Raw genomic sequence first — 23866 nt, 5'->3', positions numbered from 1 at the left:
TTATTTCCCCCAGCTTTCTAAAATGGATTCGAATAATTTCACACCGTCATCCGTACCAAGCAATGCTTCCATCGCACGTTCCGGGTGAGGCATCATACCACATACGTTGCCTGCTTGATTCACGATTCCTGCGATATCTTCGATCGAGCCGTTCGGATTGTCATGATACGTTAAGATAATCTGATTGTTTGCTTTCAGTTCAGCTAACGTTTCATCTGAGCAGTAGTAATTTCCTTCGCCGTGCGCAATCGGATAGATCACTGTTTCATCTTTATCATACTTATGTGTAAACTTCGTGTCGTTATTGACGATTTTAAGTGGCGCATTCTGACAGATAAACTGATGCTTCGTATTATGCATTAGCGCACCTGGTAATAACCCGATCTCCGTCAGGATCTGGAATCCATTACATACACCAAGCACCGGCTTACCTTCAGCAGCTAAACGCTTTACTTCAGGAACGATGGGCGCAACACGTGCCATCGCACCACAGCGCAGGTAGTCACCAAATGAGAATCCTCCTGGAATTAACACACCATCAAAACCTTCAAGTGACGTCTTACGATAATCTACATATTCCGCTTCAAAGCCAGTATTCAAAGCTGCATTGAACATATCGCGATCACAGTTTGAACCTGGAAATTCAATCACAGCAAATTTCATTATTTCGTCTCCTCATCTTCAACAATTTTGTAGCTGTATTCTTCGATTACAGTATTCGCAAATAACTTCTCACTTAATGTATTGACTATGTTCGCAACGGCCTGTTCGCTCGCTTCGTCAACCGTCATATATAATACTTTACCTACGCGAATATCGTTGACTTGAGTGTAGCCCAGGTCATGTACCGCACGTGTTAACGTTTGTCCTTGTGTGTCTAATACCTGTGGTTGTAATGTGATGTATAGTTCGATTTTAGTCATTTTATAACGCCTCCAGTTTATTATAGAATTTAGTATAAGTATCAATCAGTGAACCTGTGTCTTCTCTGTATACGTCTTTATCAAAGTTTTCTTTCGTGTCCTTATCCCAGATGCGGCAAGTATCCGGTGAAATTTCGTCTGCAAGCAGGATGTTACCGTCCTGATCCTTACCAAACTCAATCTTGAAATCAATGAGCTGTAAGTTCATCTCATCCATCATCTTAATGAGCATGTCATTGATGATTAACGCCTGGCGTTTCAGTTCAGCGATGTCTTGATCATCTGCGATACCCAGTAACTTCACATGGTCATCTGTAATAATCGGATCGTTCAGTGCATCTTCCTTATAATAGAACTCTACAAGCGGTGATTTGAACTGCGTGCCTTTATCAAAGCCGAGACGCTTGACAATTGAACCTGCAGCATAGTTTCTGACAACAACTTCAAGCGGGATAATCGTAACTGCTTTAACCAGCTGTTCAGTGTCGCTTAACCTCTTGATAAAGTGTGACTCCAGCCCTTCTTGTGCAAGGCGCTCGAAGAAATAGCTTGTAATCAAGTTGTTCAGCCGACCTTTACCAGCCATACTATCTTTCTTTGCACCGTTCCCCGCTGTTACTTCATCTTTATATTCGATGCGGAACACATGGTCCTCATCCGTACTGTATACACGCTTTGCTTTTCCTTCATAAACTAAAGTCATTTCATCAGCTCCTTATATATAGGATAATAAGTATCCGTATCATCGCCCAACAAAAGGGTAATATGTCCCATCTTCCTATTTTCTTTCCTAGCCTCTTTACCATATACATGGACATGCCATTCTGGATGTTCTGGGAAGAGGTGTTCCATCAAGTCCAGATCCTGGCCGAGCAGATTATACATCACAGCAGAACTGTGGAGCTTGATTTGCTTCGGTAATCTGTAGCCAAGCACCGACAGAATATGCGTATCAAATTGCGAATAATCACACGCTTCAATAGAGTAATGTCCGGAGTTATGAGGACGCGGTGCAATCTCGTTGACATAGAGCTTACCCTCTTTATCAATAAAGAATTCCACAGTAAACGTACCCACGAAATGAATCTTATGAATGATCTTCTCCACTTCAGCAATCGCAGCTTCTGTATACTCATGCGCATGCTTCACCGTCGTACTGAACAGTATCTGGTTACGATGGACATTCTCCTGTACAGGGAAGTAGACGACCTCTCCCTGAAGATTACGTGACGCTGTAATCGATATCTCACGGTCCAGCGCAATACGCTTCTCTGCAACGAGAATAGTACCATCAGCCATGTTATATGCTTCTTCTAGCTGTGCTTTCTCCGCTACAACAAGCTGTCCTTTCCCATCATAACCGCCGAACACAGTCTTCAGTACGAGTGGCAGACCGATTTCACGCACAGCATCATCGACATCCGCTGGACCTTCGATACGCTTATATGGAACAACCGTAGCGCCACTTCTTGCGATGGCTTCCTTCTCACTGAGACGATTCTGCAGTATGTTTACCGTCTCAAAACCTTGAGGTACATGATTTTCTTTCGCAATGACTTCTAGTGCCTCTGCATTAATATTCTCAAATTCATATGTGATGACGTCGCTATAGCGGCTTAACGTTTTCAATCCTGCAATATCATTGTACGGTGCATGCACGAAATGATGTGCCACGAAGCGTGCAGGACAGCGCTCATCAGGATCAAGCACAGCAACTTTAAATCCCATACGCTGTGCAGACTGTGCCATCATCTTACCTAGCTGACCCCCGCCGATGATACCAATCGTGTCACCGAGCGCAAATTTATTTAAGGTCATGCTGCATCGCCTCCACCTTCTTGACTAAAGATGCTTCATAATCATCCAGCTGTGCTACTAAAGCAGTATCTTTCAGACTGAGCATACGTGCAGCAAGTATACCGGCATTCTTAGCACCCGCCTTACCGATAGCAGTCGTGGCTACCGGAATTCCACCAGGCATCTGTACAATTGATAATAAGGAATCCATTCCCTTCAAAGCCTTCGATTCAATCGGTACACCGATCACCGGAAGTGTCGTCATCGAAGCGACCATTCCCGGTAAGTGCGCCGCACCACCAGCACCCGCGATAATAATCTCAATGCCCTTACTACGAGCAGACTTCGCAAAATCAACCATCGCGAGCGGTGTACGATGCGCAGATACAATACTCGCCTCGTAGTCGATGCCGAAAGCTTCAAGCATTGTAACCGCTTCTTTCATCGTCTCCCAGTCAGAAGAAGACCCCATTATTACTGCTACTGTCACAACTATCACCCTTTATAATTATTTGAAAACCGTCTTCATTTATGTGTATATTACTTATATAGCATAACAATGACAGATACAGATTTCAACGTAAAAAACGAACAATTATTGTTTTTTTTATTAATTATTATTTTTTTGTTCGTATTTTTAGATTGTTTACTGCTATAATGATATTAAATGTTCGAATAAATGGAGGGAACTGGAATGTCAGCAAAAGTATTAGACGGAAAGAAAATTGCAGCGGATTATCGTGCGAACCTTGCACAGGAAGTCGAACAGTTAAAGGCACAAGGGGTTACGCCAAATCTAACTGTGATCCTTGTAGGAAATGACGGTGCAAGCCAGAGCTATGTGAACAACAAGAAGAAATCTGCTGAGAAGATCGGTATGAGCTCAAGTATCATCCATCTTGATGAAAGTACGACTGAAGCGGCATTATTAGAAGAAATCGACAAGTTGAACAAGGATGACAATGTACATGGAATCCTTGTACAAGTCCCACTACCGAAACAAATCGATGAAACGAAAGTGCTAGAGAAGATTGCACCAGAAAAAGACGTTGACGGCTTCAATCCGATCAACATCGGCCGACTCTATGCAGGGGTTGAAACATATATCCCTTGTACACCACTGGGCATTATGGAAATCTTAAAGCATGCAGATATAGACCTGGAAGGAAAGGATGTTGCGGTCATCGGGAGAAGCCATATCGTAGGACAACCCGTTGCGAAACTATTAACAGATGCGAATGCAACGGTAACATTACTGCACTCTCGCAGTAAAGATATGGATGCAGTATTAAAACGCTCTGATGTTATCGTATCTGCTGTAGGTAAACCAGGATTAGTGACGAAGGATGTCGTGAAAGAAGGCGCAGTGATCGTAGATGTAGGAAATACAGTCGTTGACGGAAAGTTAACAGGAGACGTTGTATATGATGAAGTTTCTGAAGTTGCTGGCGCAATCACACCCGTACCAGGAGGCGTAGGACCTTTAACGATTACAATGGTATTAAATAATACATTACTTGCAGCGAAACGTGCGCAGAAATAATAGGTGAGACACTCAACTGAAGTTGGGTGTCTTTTTTGTGGGTGCAGGTACATTATCGGGCCAATATTTAATATGCTATTATTTTGGTACATTTTTGAGTGCCAATATTTCTTAAATAACCTGATTTGGCGCTGAAAATGGCACTCAAATCATTTTTCAGCGCCATTTTCAGTGCCATTTTTACTTCTTTTCATAGTAAATACCTCGATTAATCCCTTTTTTTATATAATGTTTGCTCAAAATTCTCTGTAATGTACGGTTCGGCATTTCTAGATGACGATTCAGATCACATTTACGAATCTTATCCACGCGAAACAGTTCTAACATACGGTACACGATATCGACCGCTTCACGATTACTCACCCTATGCCCGCATCGACATTGATACTTATGACCCTTAACATCTCGAATCATACCAACACGACGACACTTCGGACATCGTATACCTGGCTTTATATCATCCATATCATAATCATCAGTATTATAAAACTTGGAGTCATCCCCGTGATGGGCGATCAGCGCCTCACTCAGCCTCATCATATCTTCACAGATGCCAGCGTTCCCCTTTAAATAGTCCACGACACGTCCAAGATCATAATAAAACAAAATATATTTATCAGTATCCCCGATTAATTGAAACGATTCGTTCATAAATACAACACGACTTGTCACTTTGTAATGAAAGCCGTGCTTCAGTAAAAACTGCTTTAGCCCTACTTCACTAGCAGTAAGCTGCATCATCAAACGCTTATTCACACGACCATTCGCACTTTTAAACAACCCATCCCTATACGCATAAACCCCACTATAATGCTTAACGTCAAAATGAAACACATACTGTCCAGCTAACACTAAAAAATCAAACTGCGCACTATAATCCTCCAGATAAATATCCCAGAGGACCACAACACCATCAATTTCACCCATAACATCCAGAAATTTGCGTTCACCTTCAAATCCAGACAAATAACGCCTCAATAAATCATAGTCTGATTTAGATAAATCCAATCGACCATATAACTCGTGAAGCAGCAATAATTTATCATTCGTTTCATGAAATTTCGCTATCATATGTCACCTCACAAAAAACATAACCGTAACCACCAAATCTGTCAAAAACCTATTTTTCAAAAAATGCACATCAAAATAACCATAAGTAAGGCAAAAAATAAAAAAAGCACATTAAAATATTAAAAAACTGCATGAAATTCATGCAGAAATTAAAATATCATATTAAAAAAAGCACAGCTAGCGCTGTGCTTTAATAACTCTATTAACCAGATACTATACTGTAATACTCATCTTCGGACCAAATGGCTCGAAGTGTACGCGGCTTCTATCGATGCCCATATCACTGAAGATCTCAAGCATGCCTTCCATAAATCCAACGGAACCACACATATAGATTTCTTCGTTACCGTTCATAATTCGTGATAGCTTCTCTTTCGTTAAGCGCCCCGCACTTTCTGAATAGTTAAAGTAGAACGCAACATTGCTGTTATTATGAAGCTTCGTAATCTCATCTTTAAATGGAACAGCATCACGGTTATAAGCTGAATGAATAAATTTAATGCTGCGTTTATCCACCTCATCCTCTAACATACTCATGAGTGGCGTCATACCTACGCCCCCACTTATAAACACGAGGTCCTTATTATCAGTCTCAACTAGGAACTCACCCGCCGGCGCAGATAACAGAATCTCATCTCCTGCTTGCACATGATCATGTAAATAGTTAGAGACCATCCCTCTCTCTTCACCTGCAACGTCACGCTTAACCGCAAACTTAAGTCCACGAGATGTATCAACAGAACAGATTGAATAATGACGTAATGCATCATTTGTTTCATCTTCAGGATGCACCTTCACTGTAATATACTGACCCGCTTTCACAGGTTTCAATTGAACCGCATCACTCTGAACCGTGAATGACTTAATTTCAGGAGACTCCTCCTTAACCGCTACAACCTTGAACGGTACAAATCCTTGCCAGTCCGCTTCATCATACAGTGCTGCCTCCATCTGAATAAATACATCAGCAATCACTCCATATGTCTCTGTCCAGGCCGCCACAATCTCAGGCGTTGCCGCATCACCTAGTACATGCTGAATCGCCCAGATCAAATTCTCACCCACAATCGGATAATGCTCCGGTTTAATCTCTAGCGCTCTATGCTTATGCGCGATTTGGTTGACATTCGGAACAATCGCCTCCAGACGATCAATATGCTTCGCCGCAGCGATAACTGTCTGTGCTAATGCTGTCTGCTGACGCCCTAACTTCTGGTTCGTCTTATTGAAGACATTGAGTAACTCAGGATGCGCTTCAAACATATGCTGATAGAATGCTGAAGTAATCTCCGTACCATGCTCCTCCAGTACTGGAATCGTCGCTTTGATGATATTCTTAGTTTCTTCTGTTAACACATTAACTCCCCCTCTTTAAAGATACATTATAAATACATCTTTAATATACACCTCATCTACACAAATTACAATCATTTATATAATATAAAAACAAAAAATTCACGTTCTAATGCTATAATATGGATGATAAGGAGAGATGACCATGAAACTAACACTTTACTCAGATTACTCATTACGTGTCTTGATGTATATCGCACGTCAAGAGCACCGTGTTCAAATAGATGAAATTGCAAATTTTTACGGGATTTCGAAGAATCACCTGACGAAGGTTGTGAATAACCTCGCGACGCTCGGTTATATTGAAACGACGCGCGGACGCGGTGGCGGCATACGCATCAAGATGGCACCTGAAGAAATTAATATCGGTGCTTTAATAAGAAAGACCGAGGAACATTTCAACTTAGTCGAATGTTTTGATCGTGAGACGAACACATGCCCGATTGCAGGGATATGTGGGCTGCAAGGTGTACTCGGTGAAGCATTGAATGCATATCTATCAGTGCTAGATAAGTATACGCTGCAGGATATATTGTTTAGAAAAATCGCGTTATAAAAGGACTTTGGATAATCCAAAGTCCTTTTATAATACAAAGAATAGTAGCAGCATGACGAAGATTGAAATCATCAGCTTCATCAGAAAACGCAAAAAATCACCCCTGATATATATCGAGGGGTTAAGAATATTGAGTACCTTTTAATTTATTACTTATGAGGTTTCTTTAATATTATTAAAACCAACAGAGAAAATAAGCCATTGAAATAATCCAATAGATAACTGATTTTGGGTTAAAGTGATTTCGAATAACTGATGAAATATTATACCAAAATAAAAGGCTGCAGAAATCCTTACCATTATTTCATTCTTTTTTAATACATAGCTATAAAATATCGTATACAATATGCCCACAAAAAGAATTAAACCAATTATACCTACTTGTAACATTGTATTAATATAAATGTTATGAGGAGACGCATTCAGAGAAATTATTATTGAGGCCTTGACATCCGGACCATATCCAAACCAAGGCTTTTCATTTATTAAGTTCATTACTTCAGACCATATTTCTAATCTACCAGACATAATACTTTTCCCAGTATTTTCAATCATCCAACTCTCTAATTTTGGATAAAAATTATAACTTGGAAGCTTCGCATAAATAACGATTATAAAGACAAGTATACCTATATATGTCACAAAGAAAAGATTTGCTCTAAACATACTCTTAGTTATTTTACCCCAGCTTATAAATACAGAAACAACTATTATTATCGACATAATAATTGATCTAGTATCACTAATAATGATTAGTAACGTTGATAACAATATACCGATGATGGGTAGTACTTTATTATTTGAATAATTAAACTTCAAAATTATAAAAAATAATGCTATAAAACCATAAGCCCCTACTAAGTTAGAATTTGGATATACACTCATAAATTGAGAGAATTTTCCCAAAGTCGCAGCATAAATTAAGTTTAGAGAAACATAAATAAATGACATAATATAAGAAAAATTGATTTTAAAACTATTCCACTTTATCGTAGAAAAACTTATAAAAAATAGCATTATTGCTGCGAATTGTAAAGTGTTATTCAAAGTTGAATTATAGTTTAATACAGACGAAAATAAAGAACTTAATATATATAATAGTGAGATTATAAAGAATGATGTTAATGATTTATTGTAAGTTTTTTTTAAAATTAATTTATAAAGTAGATTTAAAAACATTAACAAAAGGCTAAAAATAATAGATAAATTCCCAACAATGTTCCCAGGGATTGAATTTAACGTTCCAAACAGTAGCAAAATAAAGGTTAAAGCAAAAAGGATATTTTCAATATATATTTTATTAATTTTCAACATCGTTATCTCCATCTTATTTTTTATCTTATAATAGACTTATTTTTATTGAGTAAGATTAGAAACGTTAAAGCTAACTTAACAAATAAATATATAGATGTTGCTATACAATACCCAATCAAACCATAAGTCGGTGTCAATATAAGAGATAGTACTACATACAAAATACAATAAAAAATCTGTAGCTTTAATAGTAATAAAGATTCTATGAACTTAATCGTAAATGGGTGAACAATACTAATAACTAGAGACAAACAGCAAATTACACTTACATAACTAACTATATTGCTAGCTTGCTCTAAATAATTATTATAAAAAATATTTATATACAAAATAGAGCTATATTTTATAACGTAAAAAAGTGGTATTAGTATCACTACTAAAAATATTAATATTTTTAGTATCATTTCTTTTTTTATCTCTTTTTTAGCAATATATGAAAGGATGACGTTATTAATAGGTGTGGTAACTAACGAAACCATTTTTCCTGCCGTAGAAGCAATAAAATATACGTTCACTGCCATAGGGCCTATTATTGGTAATAATATTATTCTATCAAAATAGTTAAGTAAATTTATTATAGAATTAATAACCATTAAGTTTATATAACTAAAATATATTTCTTTATCAAAAGTTATTCTAAAATTTAATGGCTTTCTATCAATAAAGTAGATATATCTAATTAATGTTACCAAGCCTGCCAATTCACCTATTACGAATATAAATGAATAGTTAATATCTAAACATATATATATATATATTCCTAAAAGATAGCTCAAAAATATAAGTATATTTACTTTTAATATTCTCATATAATTTAATTCTTCACGCATGTACACCAGCAAATAAAATCTAGTAAATATAAAGATTGAAAAGAATAAGAATCCACATGAAGTAAATATATCAATTTTATATACTAAGAGCAGTGTAATCGTTATGATTACATTTATTATAGATATAAGAAAAAATAATGATGAAAATACATTGTGTTTTTTTATTATATCTAAAGAATTACTTGTAATAAGCCTTGTATTAGTTAATGTATTGGATAATGCTGTAGAGAGGATCATTATATAACCATACATCACGATTACATTTGAAAAATTTATTTTATCTTCAATTTTATTTAAAGTAGGAAATACTAAAAGCTGTATAGCTAGTACTATTAGCATATTTGATATTATATTAATGAGGGAGTCTTTAAAAAAGCTTTTCATCGCTTCAACTCTACATAGATTTTATTATATATCTTACCTATGGTTTCCCAATTAAAACCTTCTAAAAAATCTTTATTTTCTAAATTACATTGAATATCTGAATAATTTCTAACAATATATTTTATACCACTACAGATTTCATTGTAATTATTAGCTTGAACGGGCACTCCATATTCATAATCATTAAAGTATCCATATATACCTTCATACTTAGTGTATACAATCGGTAAATTCTGAGATAATGCTTCTATATATACTAAACCAAAAGTTTCGTTGAATGATGGCATAACGAAAATATCACTTTCTCTATAAATATTTTTTAATTGCCCCTTTTCCAACTCCCCAAGATAAGTGAAAGGATGTATTAATTCTAGTTGATTAAAGTAATTCTGGTCAATAATTTTTCCGGCTACTTTTATGTCAATTTTATATTCACTTTCCAATCTACTAACCGCTTTTAAAATATTGTGTAGGTTTTTATTTTTATAGATTCTACCAACATATATTAAATTTAATTTGTCTTTTAGTGTACGGACATCTGTATAAACATTATCATGCCAATACGAATCTATTCCATTTGGGATTACCTTAGAATTAATAATCTTTTCGCATAAGATAGCATCAGTTTTAAACAAATCTAAGAGTTTTTTTTTATATGAATTATTGGGAAAAATTATTAAGGATGCATTTTTAAGTGTATTTTTATATAAATGCATATTATACTTTTTATATTTTAGCGAATAGTTGATATCTGTATTCCGTACAGTTAATATATATGGTATTCCGTATTTTTCATTCAACTTCAAGGCCAGAACACCATCATTAGTTAAAGTATGAGCATGTATTAGTTTAATAAAATTTAATGGAATATTATTTTCTAAGTACTTTATGGTTTTAATTGCTCTGTTACGATTAAAAATTCTGTCATATTTTGTAAGTATAACAGGTGCGTAAATCTCGATATTTTCTATGTTATTGTCAAAGTCTACTTCATTATATAACGGATTAAATATGTAATGTACAAAGTCTGAATCCATATTATTAATAGCATTTTTATATATTTCAGTAAAAATATAATTAGAATTTAAATGTAATATCTCCATTATTGATTGGGTCCTTTCGTTGCTTTCATCTAACATTATCAAAAAGTAAAATCAGATAAGATAATAAGTGCTAATTGTCTTTTTAAATTTCTTTTATATATTTTGCAAATTCCCTATAGACTATATCTGCATTAAAATTCTTATCATATAACTTTTTCGCAGCATTTGATTGTTCACTTTGAAAATCGTCATCCATTGTATACCTATCAATTAGCTTAGCCAAGTCTTTTGAATTTTTGTAAAAATTACCACATTTATTTAAAAGTAATAGCTCTTTCATCATTCCTTCAACTCCAACTAATATTGGAACACCAAATGACAAATATTCACCAAACTTATTAGGTAGGTTATTTCTATAGTTAATACTGTCTATGTATGGCGCAATACCTAATATGGAATTATTTAGTAAAGATGATATTTCATCTTGATTTATCCAACCAGGAAAGATTATTCTTTCATCTTTTCCATAAACTTCTTTATACTTCTCTAAGTTTTTACCAACTCCACATAACACTATTTTTATGTCTTGATTATTTAAATAATTTAATGAATCAAAAATAGGCTCAATATTAAATTGATCACTGAAGTTGCCAACAAATGTTATTATTTTATCGTCAGTTTTTAGTTTATATTTAGACCATAAATCATAAAAGTTATTTTCTACATTAAGAATTGGATATGCTGTATGGATTACACAATCCTGTTTTCTTAATTTTATACCTGCTATGTCAAGACCATAATCTAAGAATTTACTAGTTACACCAATTATAGAATATGAATTTTTTAATATTGATTTTAATTCTAATTTATTTTTTTTCACTAAAACATCAGTTAGATATTTCAATTTATTAGGAAGGACATCATAATATATTTCCGGCCATAAATCTCTAATGTCTATAATATATTTTACATTATGTTTTTTTGAGTATTTCATAACGGCTTTTGCTAAATCTATTGGAGCTAACGTACATAAAATGATATCAGGAGTATCCATCATATATGAAACATCGATAAATTTTTTTGATAACACTTTATAATGAATCAATCTATTAATTGAAACATTTTTTTGATATCCTTTTGTAGATAATAATTGAATGTGATAATTTTTATTAATTTCAACCAAAGTGTCATTGCTGGATCTAAATGACTTTGTATAGTGTTGAAAATTTGAAGAAAACCAAATAACTTTACAGTCCTCTGATAATATTTCAGCTAAATTTCCCATTCTTCTTAGCCTAACGTTCGCATCATCTGTTGGTAAAGGCTCTCCATCAGATACTATCCATATCGTTTTCATTTTATTCAACCTCTATTTCAATTTGTTTCATGACTTCTTCAACTTCTTTAATAGCCTTTTCTACAGATTCACTTTTGTAAATAATATGTCCGATTCTAGAGCCGCTACTTGTTAGTTTATTCACTTTGTCATTAACTCTCACATAAAAACATAAATCTACTATGTTATCATTATCATCAACATTTTCTAAACTCAGTTTCTTTACTATGCCCTCTAAACTTTGAAAATATCTAATAGTAGATCCATAACTTTCAATATTTCCAATACTTATCTTTTCTCCAATACTCTGCAAAATATGAAGTTTTAAAAGGTCAACATTTGTAGATTCTGGAACTAAGTGGCTAGTTATAAAATCTCCACCTAATCGTGCTCCTACCTCCACAATTTTCGGTCCAGAGTCAGTAATAATTATTTCAGTGTGTGATGGACCAATTGATATACCTAGAGCTTGATTTGCTTGTTTCGTAACCTCATAAATATTACTTAAGACTTCTCCCTCAAATTTAGAAGGAATTGAATGCCCTAGTTCAATAAAGTGAGGCTTACCAGTTGTAATTTTATCTGTTACTGCAATAATATGAGTTTCACCTTCAATAACTATACTTTCAACACTTATTTCATCACCTATTAAATATTCCTCAATTAGAATATCCCCATTTGTAGAATATTTTTTAGCATGATCAAAGGCATCCCTACTATATGTATCATCTTCTAATAAAAAAATACCTCTACTACCTGATGAATCAACAGGCTTTATAATTTTTTTTCCTTTAAACAGTTGCAATGCTTCAATAAAATCTTGGTAATTGTTAACTTTAATAAAATTAGGTATCGGTACTTGTTGCTCTTGCAGTTTCGTTCTCATTAATGCTTTGTTCGTAGCATTTAATGCAGTTTCAAAATCGATACCAATAAGATTGTATTTGTCATTAATTTTAGCGATTGATTTCATAGGCGAATCTGTAGCTGCAGTAATAATACATTTTGCATTCTCTTCTAAAAAAATAGTTTCAATTCTATCAGTATTATTAGTGCTAACTTCATAAAATTTATCAGCATACTCTATTCCAATGGCATTTGAATTAAAGTCGATTAATACAACTTCTAGACCTAGTTGTTTCGCCTTTTTTATTAGAGGTACTTGTAGTAAACTTCCACCTAAGATAATAATTTTCATACTATTCCTCTTTATCTAAAAATTTTGTCATAATAATAGTGTCAAAATATTCTCCATCATGATACTTTGAGCAAGGTATCTTACCAGTTACATTAAAGTTTAATCTTTTATACAGATTAATTGCATGATTGTTATACTCAAATACAAATAAATAAATAATTTTTAAATTTAAAGTTTTTTTACAGAAATTTGTGAATAGCGATAAGCTTGTTTTCCCTAATCCTTTTCCTCGATTTTCTTGATTTCCGATAAACATAAATATTTCTGCATTACTATTTATTAAGTCTAACCTATTAAATCCGATCATTCCTATAGGCTTATCATTAAAATCAATCATAAATGACTTTGTATTGCTATCAAACATTTTATTTTCAAACCACTTTTTGTGTTCTAATTCGCTTATTGGAAATAAGGTGCCAATCTGATCTCTTAAGAACTTATTTTCTTTCCAATGTAAAATTATTTTTTCATCAGAAATTCTTAATCCTCTAATTGAAATATTATCTTCTATCACAATTCATTCACACCTACTTGTTATTAATATTTTTACTAAATAATACTGAATATAAAGTTCTAATTATGATCTTAATATCAAGAAATACACTTTGATTTTCTACATAGTATACGTCATTTTTAAATTTTTCTTGTTGACTAATACTGTTTCTATAAAATGCTTGATTATATCCAGTAATTCCTGGTTTAACAGTTAATTTTCTTTCTTCTTCTTTTGAATAAATATCTAATGCTTCAACTGTATCCGGTCTTGGGCCTATAAAACTCATATCTCCTTTGATTACATTAAATATTTGAGGTAATTCATCTAGACTAGACTTTCTTAATAATCGACCTATATTTGTGATTCTTGGATCATCGTCAGAATTAAAAGTTGATCCATCAGTATTTCTATAATCTGGTGCATTTTCTTTCATAGACCTAAACTTATAAATTTTAAACTGATTTTTATTAATCCCTAATCTGTTACTTTTATAAAAAATATCTCCTCCATCTTCCAATTTTATTAATATGCTTATCACTATTGAAATGATTAAAAATGGCGGAAAAATTATATAGCATATGTACAAATCTATTAATCTTTTAAAATACTTTTTATACATAATTACATACCTTTTTTAAAATTTTTTTCAAATTAAAACAGATATATTCAATATCATCCTCTGTTAACTGATAATGTAAAGGTAGAGAAATTTCGTTTTTAAATAATTCATATGCATTTTGATAATCTTTAATATCAAATCCTAAATTTTTGTACGCTGTTAATAAAGGTAATGGCTTGTAATGAACATTACATGCTATATTAACTTTTGCCATTTCATTTATTATTTGGTCTCTCTGTTCTGATTTGATACCACCTATCCTTAATAAATATAGATGTCCGGATGATTTATATTCATTTGTAAAATGTTGTGGTTTAATAAATATATCATCGTTTAATAATTCATCATATTTGTTAATAAGGTCTTCTCTTTTATTTAAAAATCTTTGATATTTATCTAACTGTCCTAATCCTATAGCAGCAGAGATATCTGTCATGTTGCATTTATACAAAGGAGCGATAATATCGTATTCCCATTGTCCACTTTTATTTTTTGAAAATGCATCTTTGGTTTGCCCATGTAAACTTAGGTGCATATATTTAGAATAGATATAATCATCACTTATTCCACTTATACTCTTCCATGTAACTGCTCCACCTTCACCTGTTGTTAAATTTTTGACAGCATGAAATGAGAAACAAGTAAAGTCTGAAATGCTACCTATTAACTTGCCATCATAGGAAGCTCCAAATGAATGTGCAGCATCAGTAATAACTGCTATTCTGCCAATTGCCTCTTGCATCTTTCCATTTGCATTAAATTTCTCCTTGTTTTTCTCAACGATTTTAAAAATCTTTGAATAATTACATGGTATACCTGCTATATCTACAGGAATAATTGCCTTGGTCTTTGAATTTATGTAACCTTCCAATTTTGAATAATCCATTTGAAAATTATTCTGATTACTATCAACCATTACAATTTTTGCTCCAGTATGTGCAACTGCTGCAGCAGTTGCACTATATGTATAAGCAGGGATAATAACTTCATCCCCTTCTTTTATATTTAATAATCTTAATGTCATCTCTAAAGCTGCAGTGCAAGAATTGAGGGCAGCTGTTTTTGAAGTTCCTAAATATGATGAAACTTTTCGCTCAAATTCTTTGGTCTTTGGACCAGTAGTTATCCAACCTGACTTCAGAACATCAATAACATTATTAATTTCATCATCCCCAATATAGACTGGAGAAAAATTTATTACTCTATTTTCCATATTTATCGTCCTCCTTATTAGCTAAAGCGCCCAATAATTAATGTTTTCACTCTCGTAATTTTTAAATCTATTTTTTAAGTCAATGATTATACTTTCTTTGTTTAATAATTCTATAAAAATTTTATCATCGTTTTCATGAAATTGTTTATGATCAATCGCATATATTAAACCATCAAATGTATTTTCTATTTCATCAAAATCTTTAATAAAATTTGCTTGTATTCCTTTTTGATCAAAGTTCTCTATAAAAGGATCAATCACATATGGAGTAATATTATAGTCATTTAATTCCTTAATTACATCTAAAACTTTAGAATTTCTAAAATCAGGTGTATTTTCTTTAAATGTTAACCCCGCAATTAAGATTCTAGGGTTTCGTACTTTATTTATTTTAACTAAGTATTTAATTAAATTGGTAGCTATGAATTTCGACATATAGTTATTAATTTTCCTACCTGATGAAATTATTTGTGAATGATATCCTAAATTTTCAGCTTTATATATAAAATAATATGGATCTACTCCAATACAATGCCCGCCTACTAATCCAGGATAAAAACCTAATGCATTCCATTTAGTGTTCATAGCTTCGATAACATCATTAGTATTAATATCCATCAAATTAAACACTTGCGATAGTTCATTCATAAAAGCGATATTAATATCTCTCTGACTGTTTTCTACTACTTTTGCACTCTCAGCCACTTTAATGTTTGGAGCCTTATGAATACCCGCTTCAATAATAGAATCATATACATTAGCAATCAATTCTAATGATTCTTCATCTATTCCGGATACAATTTTGATAATATTTTTAACAGTATTTACCTTATCTCCCGGATTTATTCTTTCAGGTGAATATCCGACTTTAAAATCTTTGATTGACTCTAGTCCTGAAATTTTACTTAATAATGGAGCACAGATATCTTCCGTAACTCCTGGATATACTGTTGATTCATAGACAACGATATCCCCCTTTTTCAAATACTTTCCTACTAATTTAGTAGCACCTTCAATTGGATTTAAATTCGGGGTATTATCTTGTTTAATCGGTGTAGGAACAGTTACAATGAAAAAATTTACTGACTTTAAATCGTCTTCATCTGAAGTAAATTTCATACTGGTATTTTCTAAGCCTTCAGAACCTATTTCTCCAGTAGGATCGATATTGTTATTATATTGATTAATTTTATTTTCATCTATATCAAAACCTATTACTTCGTACTTCTCTGCAAATGCTACTGCTAATGGCATACCAACGTATCCTAAACCTATAACACCTATTTTAATATTATTCATTTTTTCCACCTCTATTATTATTTATGAATCCCAATAAATCTTTTTTTATTTCTGAACTATTTTGTAGATTATTTATCAATAAATTTAATTTATCTAAGGGAGAATCTTCTACTTTTCCTATATATATTTTTTCATATATTTGTTCAGGATGTATTTCATTCTCATTTAATAATTCTTCATACATCTTCTCTCCAGGTCTGATTCCAGTAAATTCTATCGGAATCTCATCCTCTTCAAAGCCACAAAGACGAATCATATTTTTAGCTAGATCTACAATTTTAACGGGCTCACCCATATCAAGGACAAATATTTCGCCACCTTTTGCAAGTGCTCCTGCTTGAATGACTAATCTAGATGCTTCTGGTATCGTCATGAAGTAACGTGTCATATCTGGATGAGTTACCGTTACAGGTCCACCTGCTTCAATTTGCTGCTTAAATTTAGGTATCACAGATCCTCTAGATCCTAATACATTACCGAAACGCACAGCAACAAACCTTGTTGTAGTACTCTCTTTATCCAATGCTTGAATAACCATCTCAGCGACGCGTTTTGTTGCCCCCATCACATTCGGAGGATTTACAGCTTTATCTGTAGATACAAGCACAAATCTACTCACTTCTGCATTTAAAGCAGCTTCAGCAGTATTTTTAGTTCCAATGATATTATTCTTCACAGCTTCTGTTGGATTATATTCCATTAATGGTACATGTTTATGAGCAGCCGCGTGATACACAATATCTGGTTTATATTTCAACATCTGTTCAAACATACGCTCACGGTCTTGAACATCTGCTATAAGAGGAATAATTTCAACACTACCCAGCAGCTTATTGTTTAACTCTTCATTAATTAAGTATATTGAATTCTCTCCATGCCCTAGTAATACAAGACGTCTCGGCTTGTATCTTACAATTTGACGACACAACTCTGAACCGATGGATCCTCCAGCACCTGTAACAAGTATCGTCTTACCTTCTATTTGTTCGGAAATCCCTTGATCATCAAGTTCAATAGGATCACGACCCAACAAATCTTCTACTTCTACTTTCTTAAGCTGTGAAACTTCAAGTTTACCTGCCATAACATCATCGATATTCGGCATAATTAAAACTTCTGACCCCGTTTCAGTTGCAGCTTTATGTATATCATTTAACTTTTGCTTATCCAGACTAGGAATAGCAATTACGATACGTTTGATATCGTATTTAGTTACTAAACTATGTATATCTGAGGTTGTGCCTCTCACTTTGATTCCATCTGTTAATTCAATATTCTTCTTGTTCACATCATCATCGACAGCTACTACAGGTTTCATTCCCATTGTAGGCGTTGTTAACATCTGATGAATCAATAGGTTTCCTCCGCGGCCTGCACCTACAACCAGGGTTGGAATTAATTCGATATCTTTATCAAGGATGTATCGTCTTAATACGCGCCAGCTTATTCTTGATCCACCAATTAATATGAGGTGCATCATCCAGGTAATAAATATTAATCGGATGAAGACTTGGCCATTGATGATAAATGCTAGAACTGAAGTTAATAAGATACTTGCCGTAACCCCTTTTACGATTGCCATCAGTTCATTAATACTCGCATATTCCCACGCACGATGATACAGATTGAATATGTATGCAAATAAATGATGACTTAGAAGAAGGATTACTGAATATACTATTAAATCATTGAGTTGATCACCTTCAAAGAACGGAAAGATAATTGAATAGCAGAAAAAGACAGAAAGTGAAACGATGATTGAATCTAAAAATATTAAGAACATTAACCTTTTTTTAGCAGTCATGATGTAAATCCTTTCGGTTAATTTGATTTGCCGTAGTATTTATAATAGTAGTAGTCTTCTGTGGATGATTGCTCAACATTGTTCAGAACTACTCCTAGTATGTTTGCATCTGATTTCTGTAGTACTTCCTTCGCTTTAACCAAATGATGCTTATTATTTGTTTCCGTGTTCGTGACTATAAGCGTTCCATCAGCTACAGTAGCCACAATTACAGCGTCTGTTACTGCGAGTACAGGTGGTGTATCAATAATGAGCATGTCGAAGTATCCTTCGAAGTTAGACAGTAATTCTTTAAAGCGATTTGAAGATAACAATTCGCTAGGATTTGGAGGAATGGGGCCAGAAGTCAATATTGATAAGTTCTCTATCTGGGTATTTTGAACGGCCTGGTTAACATTTATCTGATTCGTAATCAGATTGGATAACCCGAACACATTCTTTGTTTCAAATGTATGATGAACAGTCGGTTTTCTTAAATCACCATCAATAAGCAAAACTTTCTTTCCTGCTTGCGCATAAGCTACGGCAACATTAGCAGCAGTTGTTGATTTACCCGCTAAAGGCCCGGCTGAAGTGACAACGAGTTTCTTGATTTCATTATCAATCCCTGAGAACATGATATTCGAACGAATCATACGGTACTGCTCACTTACTGGCGATTTTGGATATAAATGCGTAATTAGTTTTCTCTTTTCAGGAAGTTGTGTTGATTTACTTTTTCTCTTAAACAATATATTCACCCATCTTTCTATTTTAAAGTTTTCTCATCGAAGTGTGGAATCGTACCAATCACTGGTAAGCCTAGAATTTCTTGAACTTCTTCTTCCGTTTTAATACGTTTATCTAACATACTATTCAAAAGTGTTATCGCTAACGCCAACAGTAAACCTAAGATTAAACCAATCAATGTGTTGATTAATGGCTTTGGTTTCACTGGAGAAGGCTTTAAATCTTCATCTGCTTTCGTAAGGACAGTGACATTATCTGTCTTCATGATCTTTCCGACTTCTTTAGAGAAGACCCTCGCAGTTTCATTAACAATCTTAGCTGCATCTTTATAATTCTTAGAAGTTGCGCTGATTGTGATCACCTTAGATTGTGTTGAATTTGAGACACTGATCTTTGACGATAAATCGTTGGAGATATTTAAATTATCCGCTACTTTGTCTAAGATGACTGGTGATTTAATAATTTCATTATATGTATTGATTAACTGTAAATCTGTCTGGTTAGCTTGTAACTCGAATTGTGTTTTATCATCTTTAGAATTCACCAGAATTTGTGTCGATGCTGAATATGTCGGCTTAATTAAAAAGAAACTTATTGCAGCAGCTAACAATGCACCAAGCAAAGACAGACCCACAATAAACTTCCAATTCCTTTTCAATAAATTCAAAACCTTCGAAATATCAATTACTTCTTCCATGTCTTCCTCCTAAAATCCTATTTAATTTCTATGTTTTTAATAATATCATAATATTCAATAATTTAGATTTGAAATTTCAAATTCTTAATATTTTTTATACAATGATTTACAATTCTTTGTTAATATTTAAAACAAAATTATTATTATTTACAAAAAAAGATGACGCATTACACATCATCTTCTTTAATTCTAATCTTAATCCCTTGAATCGATTCCATCTCATCCATCGGACTTCCCTTTTCACAGTAAGCAATTACAGGAACACCGCTTCCCTTATAATCACTTAACTTACTCGGCAAATATGGATTCTCTTCTTTAATCCCCTTCGTGTGTGCATCCATAACAATAAGCGCATCGAATTGCTTCGTCGCATTTAGAAATTCAAAGTATGGTAATGCTTCATGTACATTTACTTGAGTCATTTCATAGAGACTGACCATCTGTCTGACACTCGCAGGACTGCTTGTAAAGATATGAAATGCTAATGGTAAGTTAGATAGATTAAGTGCTTCAATAAGTTCTGGATGATCTATCAGTTCCTGAATTTCTTTAAGGCCGCGCGTTTCATAGAAATTACCGAAATAACCGATATTGAACGTTGCTTTATCGACTGTGATCAGTGCACGTTGCTTCTCATAGTAATGTGCACATAGTGTTGGATGTGGTCTGATGACGGATTTCTTGATAATTGACTGCTGTATGTCTTCCGTAAACCTTTTTATCATCTGCGTTCTCTGTTTATTGTTTGTAAATACGATTTCATCTGCAAATATAAAGGGGAGCAGTTCTACGAGATTATACAGGTTATTATCGATGTATGGATGATATTCTGCTGGTGCCTGTCTTTTTATTCTATTGACATAGGTAAAGGGTACTTTACTGTGTCGCTCTTTGTTCTTAATATCGTACAGCACAGGGTCAGAGAACTCTGCGATCCATTTTGTATTATTTGTCTTTAGTTTCCATGCTAATAGATGACTGGCCGGCCATAGTACTCTGGAATAGATTTCTTTATATGTATTGTTTCTTAACTTCTTAGTGCCTTGCTGCACGAATACATTCATCAGCTGATAGTTACTGAATGAGGATTTACTGTTAATGCCATAATGTTTCGCGATATATGGGTCTGATAGTTCGTTTAATGTGTAATCCGTTGTTCTCACATCGCTCATATTATTGGAGATTACATCAGCTGGTACTTTACGTTCGGCGATGCGCTTTCCGAGGATAACACCGCTTGTATCATTATACGGTGCAAAGCAATATCCGATGTATAGTGTCTGTGCGAGTCCTTTGTTTACCGTTTGATACGGGAGGTATTCAGCATGTATGCGCTGTAAATCCTGGATCACCTGCTGATAAGCTGTCACATCATGGTGCAGATATCTATTGATAAATCCTGCCTGAGCATCCATGCGGTTCATGATGAACTGCCTTATTGATATATCGTCTTCCGTGTCGAGTAACTGTGCGAGTGCCTGTATAACACTGATTCTATCTGTAACGTTAAATGCATAGCTCATCGACTGCCTGCTTACCGAGTGCTCGGTCAAATGTCTATAATAGACACATGCTGTACTGTCAATGACGTTGATGAGCGGTCTGAAGCGTGCTATGATGTGCGTCATCAGTACGACATCTTCTCCTGATGTCAGTGTTTCATCAAACCTTATGGTCTTTAAGTAATGTGTCGGAATCAGCTTCGCGCCGTTCATGGATAATATTTTAGTCAGTTTCATATAGTCAGATGTCAGTTGTCCTTTAAGCTGGTTCTTTTCTTTTTCTATGATATTATCCTGTTCAATCTCTTCATTATGAACATTATAGAGATGAAATACAGAAATATTAGCGAAATCGAGATGCTTACTTAGCTCAAATAATGTGTGTGGATGAAGTGTATCATCTGCATCCAGGAAGAGCGTATGAGAATATTGAGCAATTTCAATTCCTTTATTGCGTGCAATCGATGCGCCATGACCTGATTCAATGATGTGATACGTGAATTCTTTTGTAAGTGAATTTAAGGTCTCTCTGTCTTCTTCGACAGAGTCTTTATCTCCATTCAACACAAAGATCACTTCAAACGTCGTTGTTCTGAAGGTGTTAATATTTTCTATCAATTGATGTAAATACTTTCGGCTTTTATATAATGGGACGATAACAGATATTCCTTTATTCTTTATTGGCTGGACGCTTTCTTCTACTGTATCTTCAATATATAAAGGTTCGTTACGTTCAATTTTTGATAGTAATTGATCGATCTCCTGAATTCTCTTTCTTATACGCATTTACTTCAGCCCCTTTACATAGCGTAGTGCATAGCGTAATACTTTCACAGGTAGGAGATTCATTAGTTTATGCCATCTATGTTCATATAGACTGAGCTTCTTCTTTAACAGTGCGATTTCCATGTCCTTATATTTAAGCTGGTTTAAGGCATATCTTTCATTATTTAAACTCTCCACAAGTAACTTCTTCTCTTGCTCTGTCATCAGCTCACCTCAAGGTCATGATATAAATTTAGAAGTTTCTGCTTTTCCTTCTCCCAGTTATACTGTTCTTTACTAACTTTCATTCGTTCTTTCATCGCATTTCTCATCGCTTCATCTTCAAACATCTTACGAATAGCTGCTGTAAGTTCTTCTTCTGAATCATGCTTTATGATTAGCCCTATCCCTTCTTTTTCCACCACCCTTTTTATTTCAGGAAGATCTGTGGCGATCACAGGAATATGGGCCATCATATACTCATAAAGTTTATTGCTCGATGCAGAATAATGATTGAAATTCACATTTTCCAGAATCTGAAATCCTGCATATGCAATCTTTGTATACGAACGTAACGACTCATAAGGAACACGACCGGTAAAGGTCACCTTGTCCTGTAAGTTGAGTGTGCGCGTTAATGCTTCAAGCTGAGGACGAATCTTTCCGTCCCCCACCATCAGTAGATTTGCAGGGATATCCGCCTGCCAGAACGCACGAAGCAGTCGTTCTAAACCACGTCCTTCCTGTAGCCCGCCTTGATAAATAAATGTCTTATCATACTTAAGAGGAAGGTCTACCGCTTCAACTTCCTCTATATCATAGTATTCCGAGTAGTTATAGAGCGACATCGGTCGATATCCATAGAGTAACTCATGATAGGTTGCACGTGTCTCATTCTCTACTATTGTACGATCCGTAAATCGAATAAGAAACTTTTCTATTGTCCCGACTAGACCTACCTTATAGTTTGTACGGCTAGTGTTCACTTCATGAGCATCAAATATTAGTATACGTTTATCTGTTCTCAATTTTGCACAGGCAATCCCTTGAATTAACGTATTCAGATCATGGCTGTGATAAATATCTGCATCTTGCCTGTAGCCTTCCTGGATCATCTTCATCATCAAGAAAGCATTCGGCATGTGCTTTAAAAGTATGGTCTTTAATTTGTTATTATAAATGTGATCCGCTATAAATTTCGGTAGTTCTGTCTTATGTTTGCGTACAGCATTATATCCTTCCTTATAACTTTGTTTAAGCGGGATATGACGTTCATTATTTTCACGTTTAGCGATGACAGTGACATCATAATCAGACTGAAGTGTCTTCGCTTCTCTTGTCACCCTTGCGTCATTAGTAAAGTTGTTCCAGACAAACATGGTCACCTTTTTCAC

General features: G+C 34.2%; 24 protein-coding genes. 2 read left to right on the top strand and 22 right to left on the bottom strand.

Annotation, left to right across the window (positions count from 1 at the left end):
* From purQ to purE, 5 genes are read right to left on the bottom strand one after another with little or no spacing between them, the layout of a single operon-like run.
* Positions 1-663 carry a phosphoribosylformylglycinamidine synthase subunit PurQ gene (purQ, locus tag KYI10_03720; protein QYA33549.1) on the bottom strand — a complete coding sequence of 221 codons (663 nt, stop codon included), beginning with the start codon at positions 661-663 and terminating at the stop codon, positions 1-3.
* Entirely contained in the window at positions 663-923 is a 261-nt protein-coding gene (purS, locus tag KYI10_03715) for a phosphoribosylformylglycinamidine synthase subunit PurS (protein QYA33548.1), read from the bottom strand. Before purS ends, purQ begins: the two co-directional genes overlap by 1 nt.
* A gap of 1 nt (position 924) precedes the next feature.
* On the bottom strand, positions 925-1626 hold the full coding sequence (purC, locus tag KYI10_03710) for a phosphoribosylaminoimidazolesuccinocarboxamide synthase (GenBank protein QYA33547.1): 702 nt from the start codon (positions 1624-1626) through the stop codon (positions 925-927).
* Positions 1623-2741: a 5-(carboxyamino)imidazole ribonucleotide synthase gene (purK, locus tag KYI10_03705; protein ID QYA33546.1), complete on the bottom strand. Its 1119-nt coding sequence runs from the start codon at positions 2739-2741 to the stop codon at positions 1623-1625. Before purK ends, purC begins: the two co-directional genes overlap by 4 nt.
* Positions 2728-3210: a 5-(carboxyamino)imidazole ribonucleotide mutase gene (gene purE / locus KYI10_03700; protein QYA33545.1), complete on the bottom strand. Its 483-nt coding sequence runs from the start codon at positions 3208-3210 to the stop codon at positions 2728-2730. Before purE ends, purK begins: the two co-directional genes overlap by 14 nt.
* 204 nt (positions 3211-3414) lie before the next feature.
* Here purE and folD point away from each other — a divergent pair, with 204 nt between their 5' ends.
* Positions 3415-4263, top strand: a complete 849-nt coding sequence (gene folD, locus KYI10_03695) for a bifunctional methylenetetrahydrofolate dehydrogenase/methenyltetrahydrofolate cyclohydrolase FolD (protein QYA33544.1) — start codon at positions 3415-3417, stop codon at positions 4261-4263.
* 180 nt (positions 4264-4443) lie between these two features.
* Here folD and KYI10_03690 read toward each other — a convergent pair whose 3' ends face one another.
* Both KYI10_03690 and KYI10_03685 read right to left on the bottom strand, forming a co-directional pair.
* Positions 4444-5334, bottom strand: a complete 891-nt coding sequence (locus KYI10_03690) for a nuclease-related domain-containing protein (GenBank protein QYA33543.1) — start codon at positions 5332-5334, stop codon at positions 4444-4446.
* A 213-nt stretch (positions 5335-5547) separates the two neighbouring features.
* Positions 5548-6690, bottom strand: coding sequence for a globin domain-containing protein (locus KYI10_03685; GenBank protein ID QYA33542.1), 1143 nt, complete (start codon positions 6688-6690; stop codon positions 5548-5550).
* Between the two features lie 142 nt (positions 6691-6832).
* Between KYI10_03685 and KYI10_03680 the strand changes: the two genes are divergently transcribed.
* A complete protein-coding gene (locus KYI10_03680) occupies positions 6833-7243 on the top strand; it encodes an Rrf2 family transcriptional regulator (protein ID QYA33541.1) in 411 nt (136 codons plus the stop codon).
* A 153-nt stretch (positions 7244-7396) separates the two neighbouring features.
* Here the strand turns inward: KYI10_03680 and KYI10_03675 are convergent, their stop codons facing one another.
* The 15 genes from KYI10_03675 to KYI10_03605 all read right to left on the bottom strand — a co-directional run bounded on the left by KYI10_03675 (position 7397) and on the right by KYI10_03605 (position 23866).
* Positions 7397-8557, bottom strand: a complete 1161-nt coding sequence (locus tag KYI10_03675; GenBank protein ID QYA33540.1) for an O-antigen ligase family protein — start codon at positions 8555-8557, stop codon at positions 7397-7399.
* A 20-nt stretch (positions 8558-8577) separates the two neighbouring features.
* The gene (locus tag KYI10_03670; GenBank protein ID QYA33539.2) at positions 8578-9726 is read right to left on the bottom strand and encodes a hypothetical protein; all 1149 of its coding nucleotides are present in this window, start codon (positions 9724-9726) and stop codon (positions 8578-8580) included.
* Between the two features lie 41 nt (positions 9727-9767).
* Positions 9768-10874 (bottom strand): glycosyltransferase family 4 protein, encoded by a 1107-nt coding sequence (locus KYI10_03665; GenBank protein ID QYA33538.1) that lies wholly within the window; start codon positions 10872-10874, stop codon positions 9768-9770.
* Positions 10875-10956: 82 nt separating this feature from the next.
* Positions 10957-12171, bottom strand: a complete 1215-nt coding sequence (locus tag KYI10_03660) for a glycosyltransferase (protein QYA33537.1) — start codon at positions 12169-12171, stop codon at positions 10957-10959.
* Position 12172: 1 nt separating this feature from the next.
* Complete coding sequence (locus KYI10_03655) at positions 12173-13348, bottom strand: ATP-grasp domain-containing protein (GenBank protein ID QYA33536.1); 1176 nt, start codon at positions 13346-13348, stop codon at positions 12173-12175.
* A gap of 1 nt (position 13349) precedes the next feature.
* Positions 13350-13862: a GNAT family protein gene (locus KYI10_03650; GenBank protein QYA33535.1), complete on the bottom strand. Its 513-nt coding sequence runs from the start codon at positions 13860-13862 to the stop codon at positions 13350-13352.
* A 13-nt stretch (positions 13863-13875) separates the two neighbouring features.
* A complete protein-coding gene (locus KYI10_03645) occupies positions 13876-14463 on the bottom strand; it encodes a sugar transferase (protein QYA33534.1) in 588 nt (195 codons plus the stop codon).
* Positions 14456-15676 carry a DegT/DnrJ/EryC1/StrS family aminotransferase gene (locus KYI10_03640; GenBank protein ID QYA33533.1) on the bottom strand — a complete coding sequence of 407 codons (1221 nt, stop codon included), beginning with the start codon at positions 15674-15676 and terminating at the stop codon, positions 14456-14458. Before KYI10_03640 ends, KYI10_03645 begins: the two co-directional genes overlap by 8 nt.
* A gap of 21 nt (positions 15677-15697) precedes the next feature.
* Positions 15698-16975, bottom strand: coding sequence for a nucleotide sugar dehydrogenase (locus KYI10_03635; protein QYA33532.1), 1278 nt, complete (start codon positions 16973-16975; stop codon positions 15698-15700).
* Positions 16968-18779 carry a nucleoside-diphosphate sugar epimerase/dehydratase gene (locus tag KYI10_03630; GenBank protein ID QYA33900.2) on the bottom strand — a complete coding sequence of 604 codons (1812 nt, stop codon included), beginning with the start codon at positions 18777-18779 and terminating at the stop codon, positions 16968-16970. Before KYI10_03630 ends, KYI10_03635 begins: the two co-directional genes overlap by 8 nt.
* Positions 18780-18796: 17 nt before the next feature.
* Positions 18797-19519, bottom strand: a complete 723-nt coding sequence (locus tag KYI10_03625; GenBank protein QYA33899.2) for a CpsD/CapB family tyrosine-protein kinase — start codon at positions 19517-19519, stop codon at positions 18797-18799.
* 8 nt (positions 19520-19527) lie between these two features.
* Complete coding sequence (locus KYI10_03620) at positions 19528-20205, bottom strand: Wzz/FepE/Etk N-terminal domain-containing protein (GenBank protein ID QYA33531.1); 678 nt, start codon at positions 20203-20205, stop codon at positions 19528-19530.
* A gap of 167 nt (positions 20206-20372) precedes the next feature.
* The gene (locus KYI10_03615) at positions 20373-22493 is read right to left on the bottom strand and encodes a glycosyltransferase (GenBank protein QYA33530.1); all 2121 of its coding nucleotides are present in this window, start codon (positions 22491-22493) and stop codon (positions 20373-20375) included.
* Positions 22494-22697, bottom strand: a complete 204-nt coding sequence (locus KYI10_03610; GenBank protein ID QYA33529.1) for a hypothetical protein — start codon at positions 22695-22697, stop codon at positions 22494-22496.
* A complete protein-coding gene (locus KYI10_03605) occupies positions 22697-23866 on the bottom strand; it encodes a glycosyltransferase (GenBank protein QYA33528.1) in 1170 nt (389 codons plus the stop codon). Before KYI10_03605 ends, KYI10_03610 begins: the two co-directional genes overlap by 1 nt.

The sequence above is a fragment of the Macrococcus sp. 19Msa1099 genome (assembly GCA_019357535.2).
GTDB classification, from domain to species: Bacteria; Bacillota; Bacilli; order Staphylococcales; family Staphylococcaceae; genus Macrococcoides; species Macrococcoides psychrotolerans.
The sequence above is the reverse complement of the archived record's forward strand: the minus strand, read 5'-3'. Positions and strand labels throughout refer to the sequence as shown.

Bases quoted from the DNA above. Each gene is read 5' to 3' on its own strand.
- KYI10_03615 (QYA33530.1), bottom strand. From the start codon at position 22,493: ATGCGTATAAGAAAGAGAATTCAGGAGATCGATCAATTACTATCAAAA.
- KYI10_03665 (QYA33538.1), bottom strand. From the start codon at position 10,874: ATGGAGATATTACATTTAAATTCTAATTATATTTTTACTGAAATATAT.
- purQ (QYA33549.1), bottom strand. From the start codon at position 663: ATGAAATTTGCTGTGATTGAATTTCCAGGTTCAAACTGTGATCGCGAT.
- KYI10_03635 (QYA33532.1), bottom strand. From the start codon at position 16,975: ATGAATAATATTAAAATAGGTGTTATAGGTTTAGGATACGTTGGTATG.
- KYI10_03680 (QYA33541.1), top strand. From the start codon at position 6,833: ATGAAACTAACACTTTACTCAGATTACTCATTACGTGTCTTGATGTAT.
- KYI10_03670 (QYA33539.2), bottom strand. From the start codon at position 9,726: ATGCTAATAGTACTAGCTATACAGCTTTTAGTATTTCCTACTTTAAAT.
- folD (QYA33544.1), top strand. From the start codon at position 3,415: ATGTCAGCAAAAGTATTAGACGGAAAGAAAATTGCAGCGGATTATCGT.
- KYI10_03620 (QYA33531.1), bottom strand. From the start codon at position 20,205: ATGGAAGAAGTAATTGATATTTCGAAGGTTTTGAATTTATTGAAAAGG.
- KYI10_03660 (QYA33537.1), bottom strand. From the start codon at position 12,171: ATGAAAACGATATGGATAGTATCTGATGGAGAGCCTTTACCAACAGAT.
- KYI10_03690 (QYA33543.1), bottom strand. From the start codon at position 5,334: ATGATAGCGAAATTTCATGAAACGAATGATAAATTATTGCTGCTTCAC.
- KYI10_03655 (QYA33536.1), bottom strand. From the start codon at position 13,348: ATGAAAATTATTATCTTAGGTGGAAGTTTACTACAAGTACCTCTAATA.
- KYI10_03675 (QYA33540.1), bottom strand. From the start codon at position 8,557: ATGTTGAAAATTAATAAAATATATATTGAAAATATCCTTTTTGCTTTA.
- KYI10_03610 (QYA33529.1), bottom strand. From the start codon at position 22,697: ATGACAGAGCAAGAGAAGAAGTTACTTGTGGAGAGTTTAAATAATGAA.
- purS (QYA33548.1), bottom strand. From the start codon at position 923: ATGACTAAAATCGAACTATACATCACATTACAACCACAGGTATTAGAC.
- KYI10_03640 (QYA33533.1), bottom strand. From the start codon at position 15,676: ATGGAAAATAGAGTAATAAATTTTTCTCCAGTCTATATTGGGGATGAT.
- KYI10_03630 (QYA33900.2), bottom strand. From the start codon at position 18,779: ATGACTGCTAAAAAAAGGTTAATGTTCTTAATATTTTTAGATTCAATC.
- purK (QYA33546.1), bottom strand. From the start codon at position 2,741: ATGACCTTAAATAAATTTGCGCTCGGTGACACGATTGGTATCATCGGC.
- KYI10_03645 (QYA33534.1), bottom strand. From the start codon at position 14,463: ATGTATAAAAAGTATTTTAAAAGATTAATAGATTTGTACATATGCTAT.
- purC (QYA33547.1), bottom strand. From the start codon at position 1,626: ATGACTTTAGTTTATGAAGGAAAAGCAAAGCGTGTATACAGTACGGAT.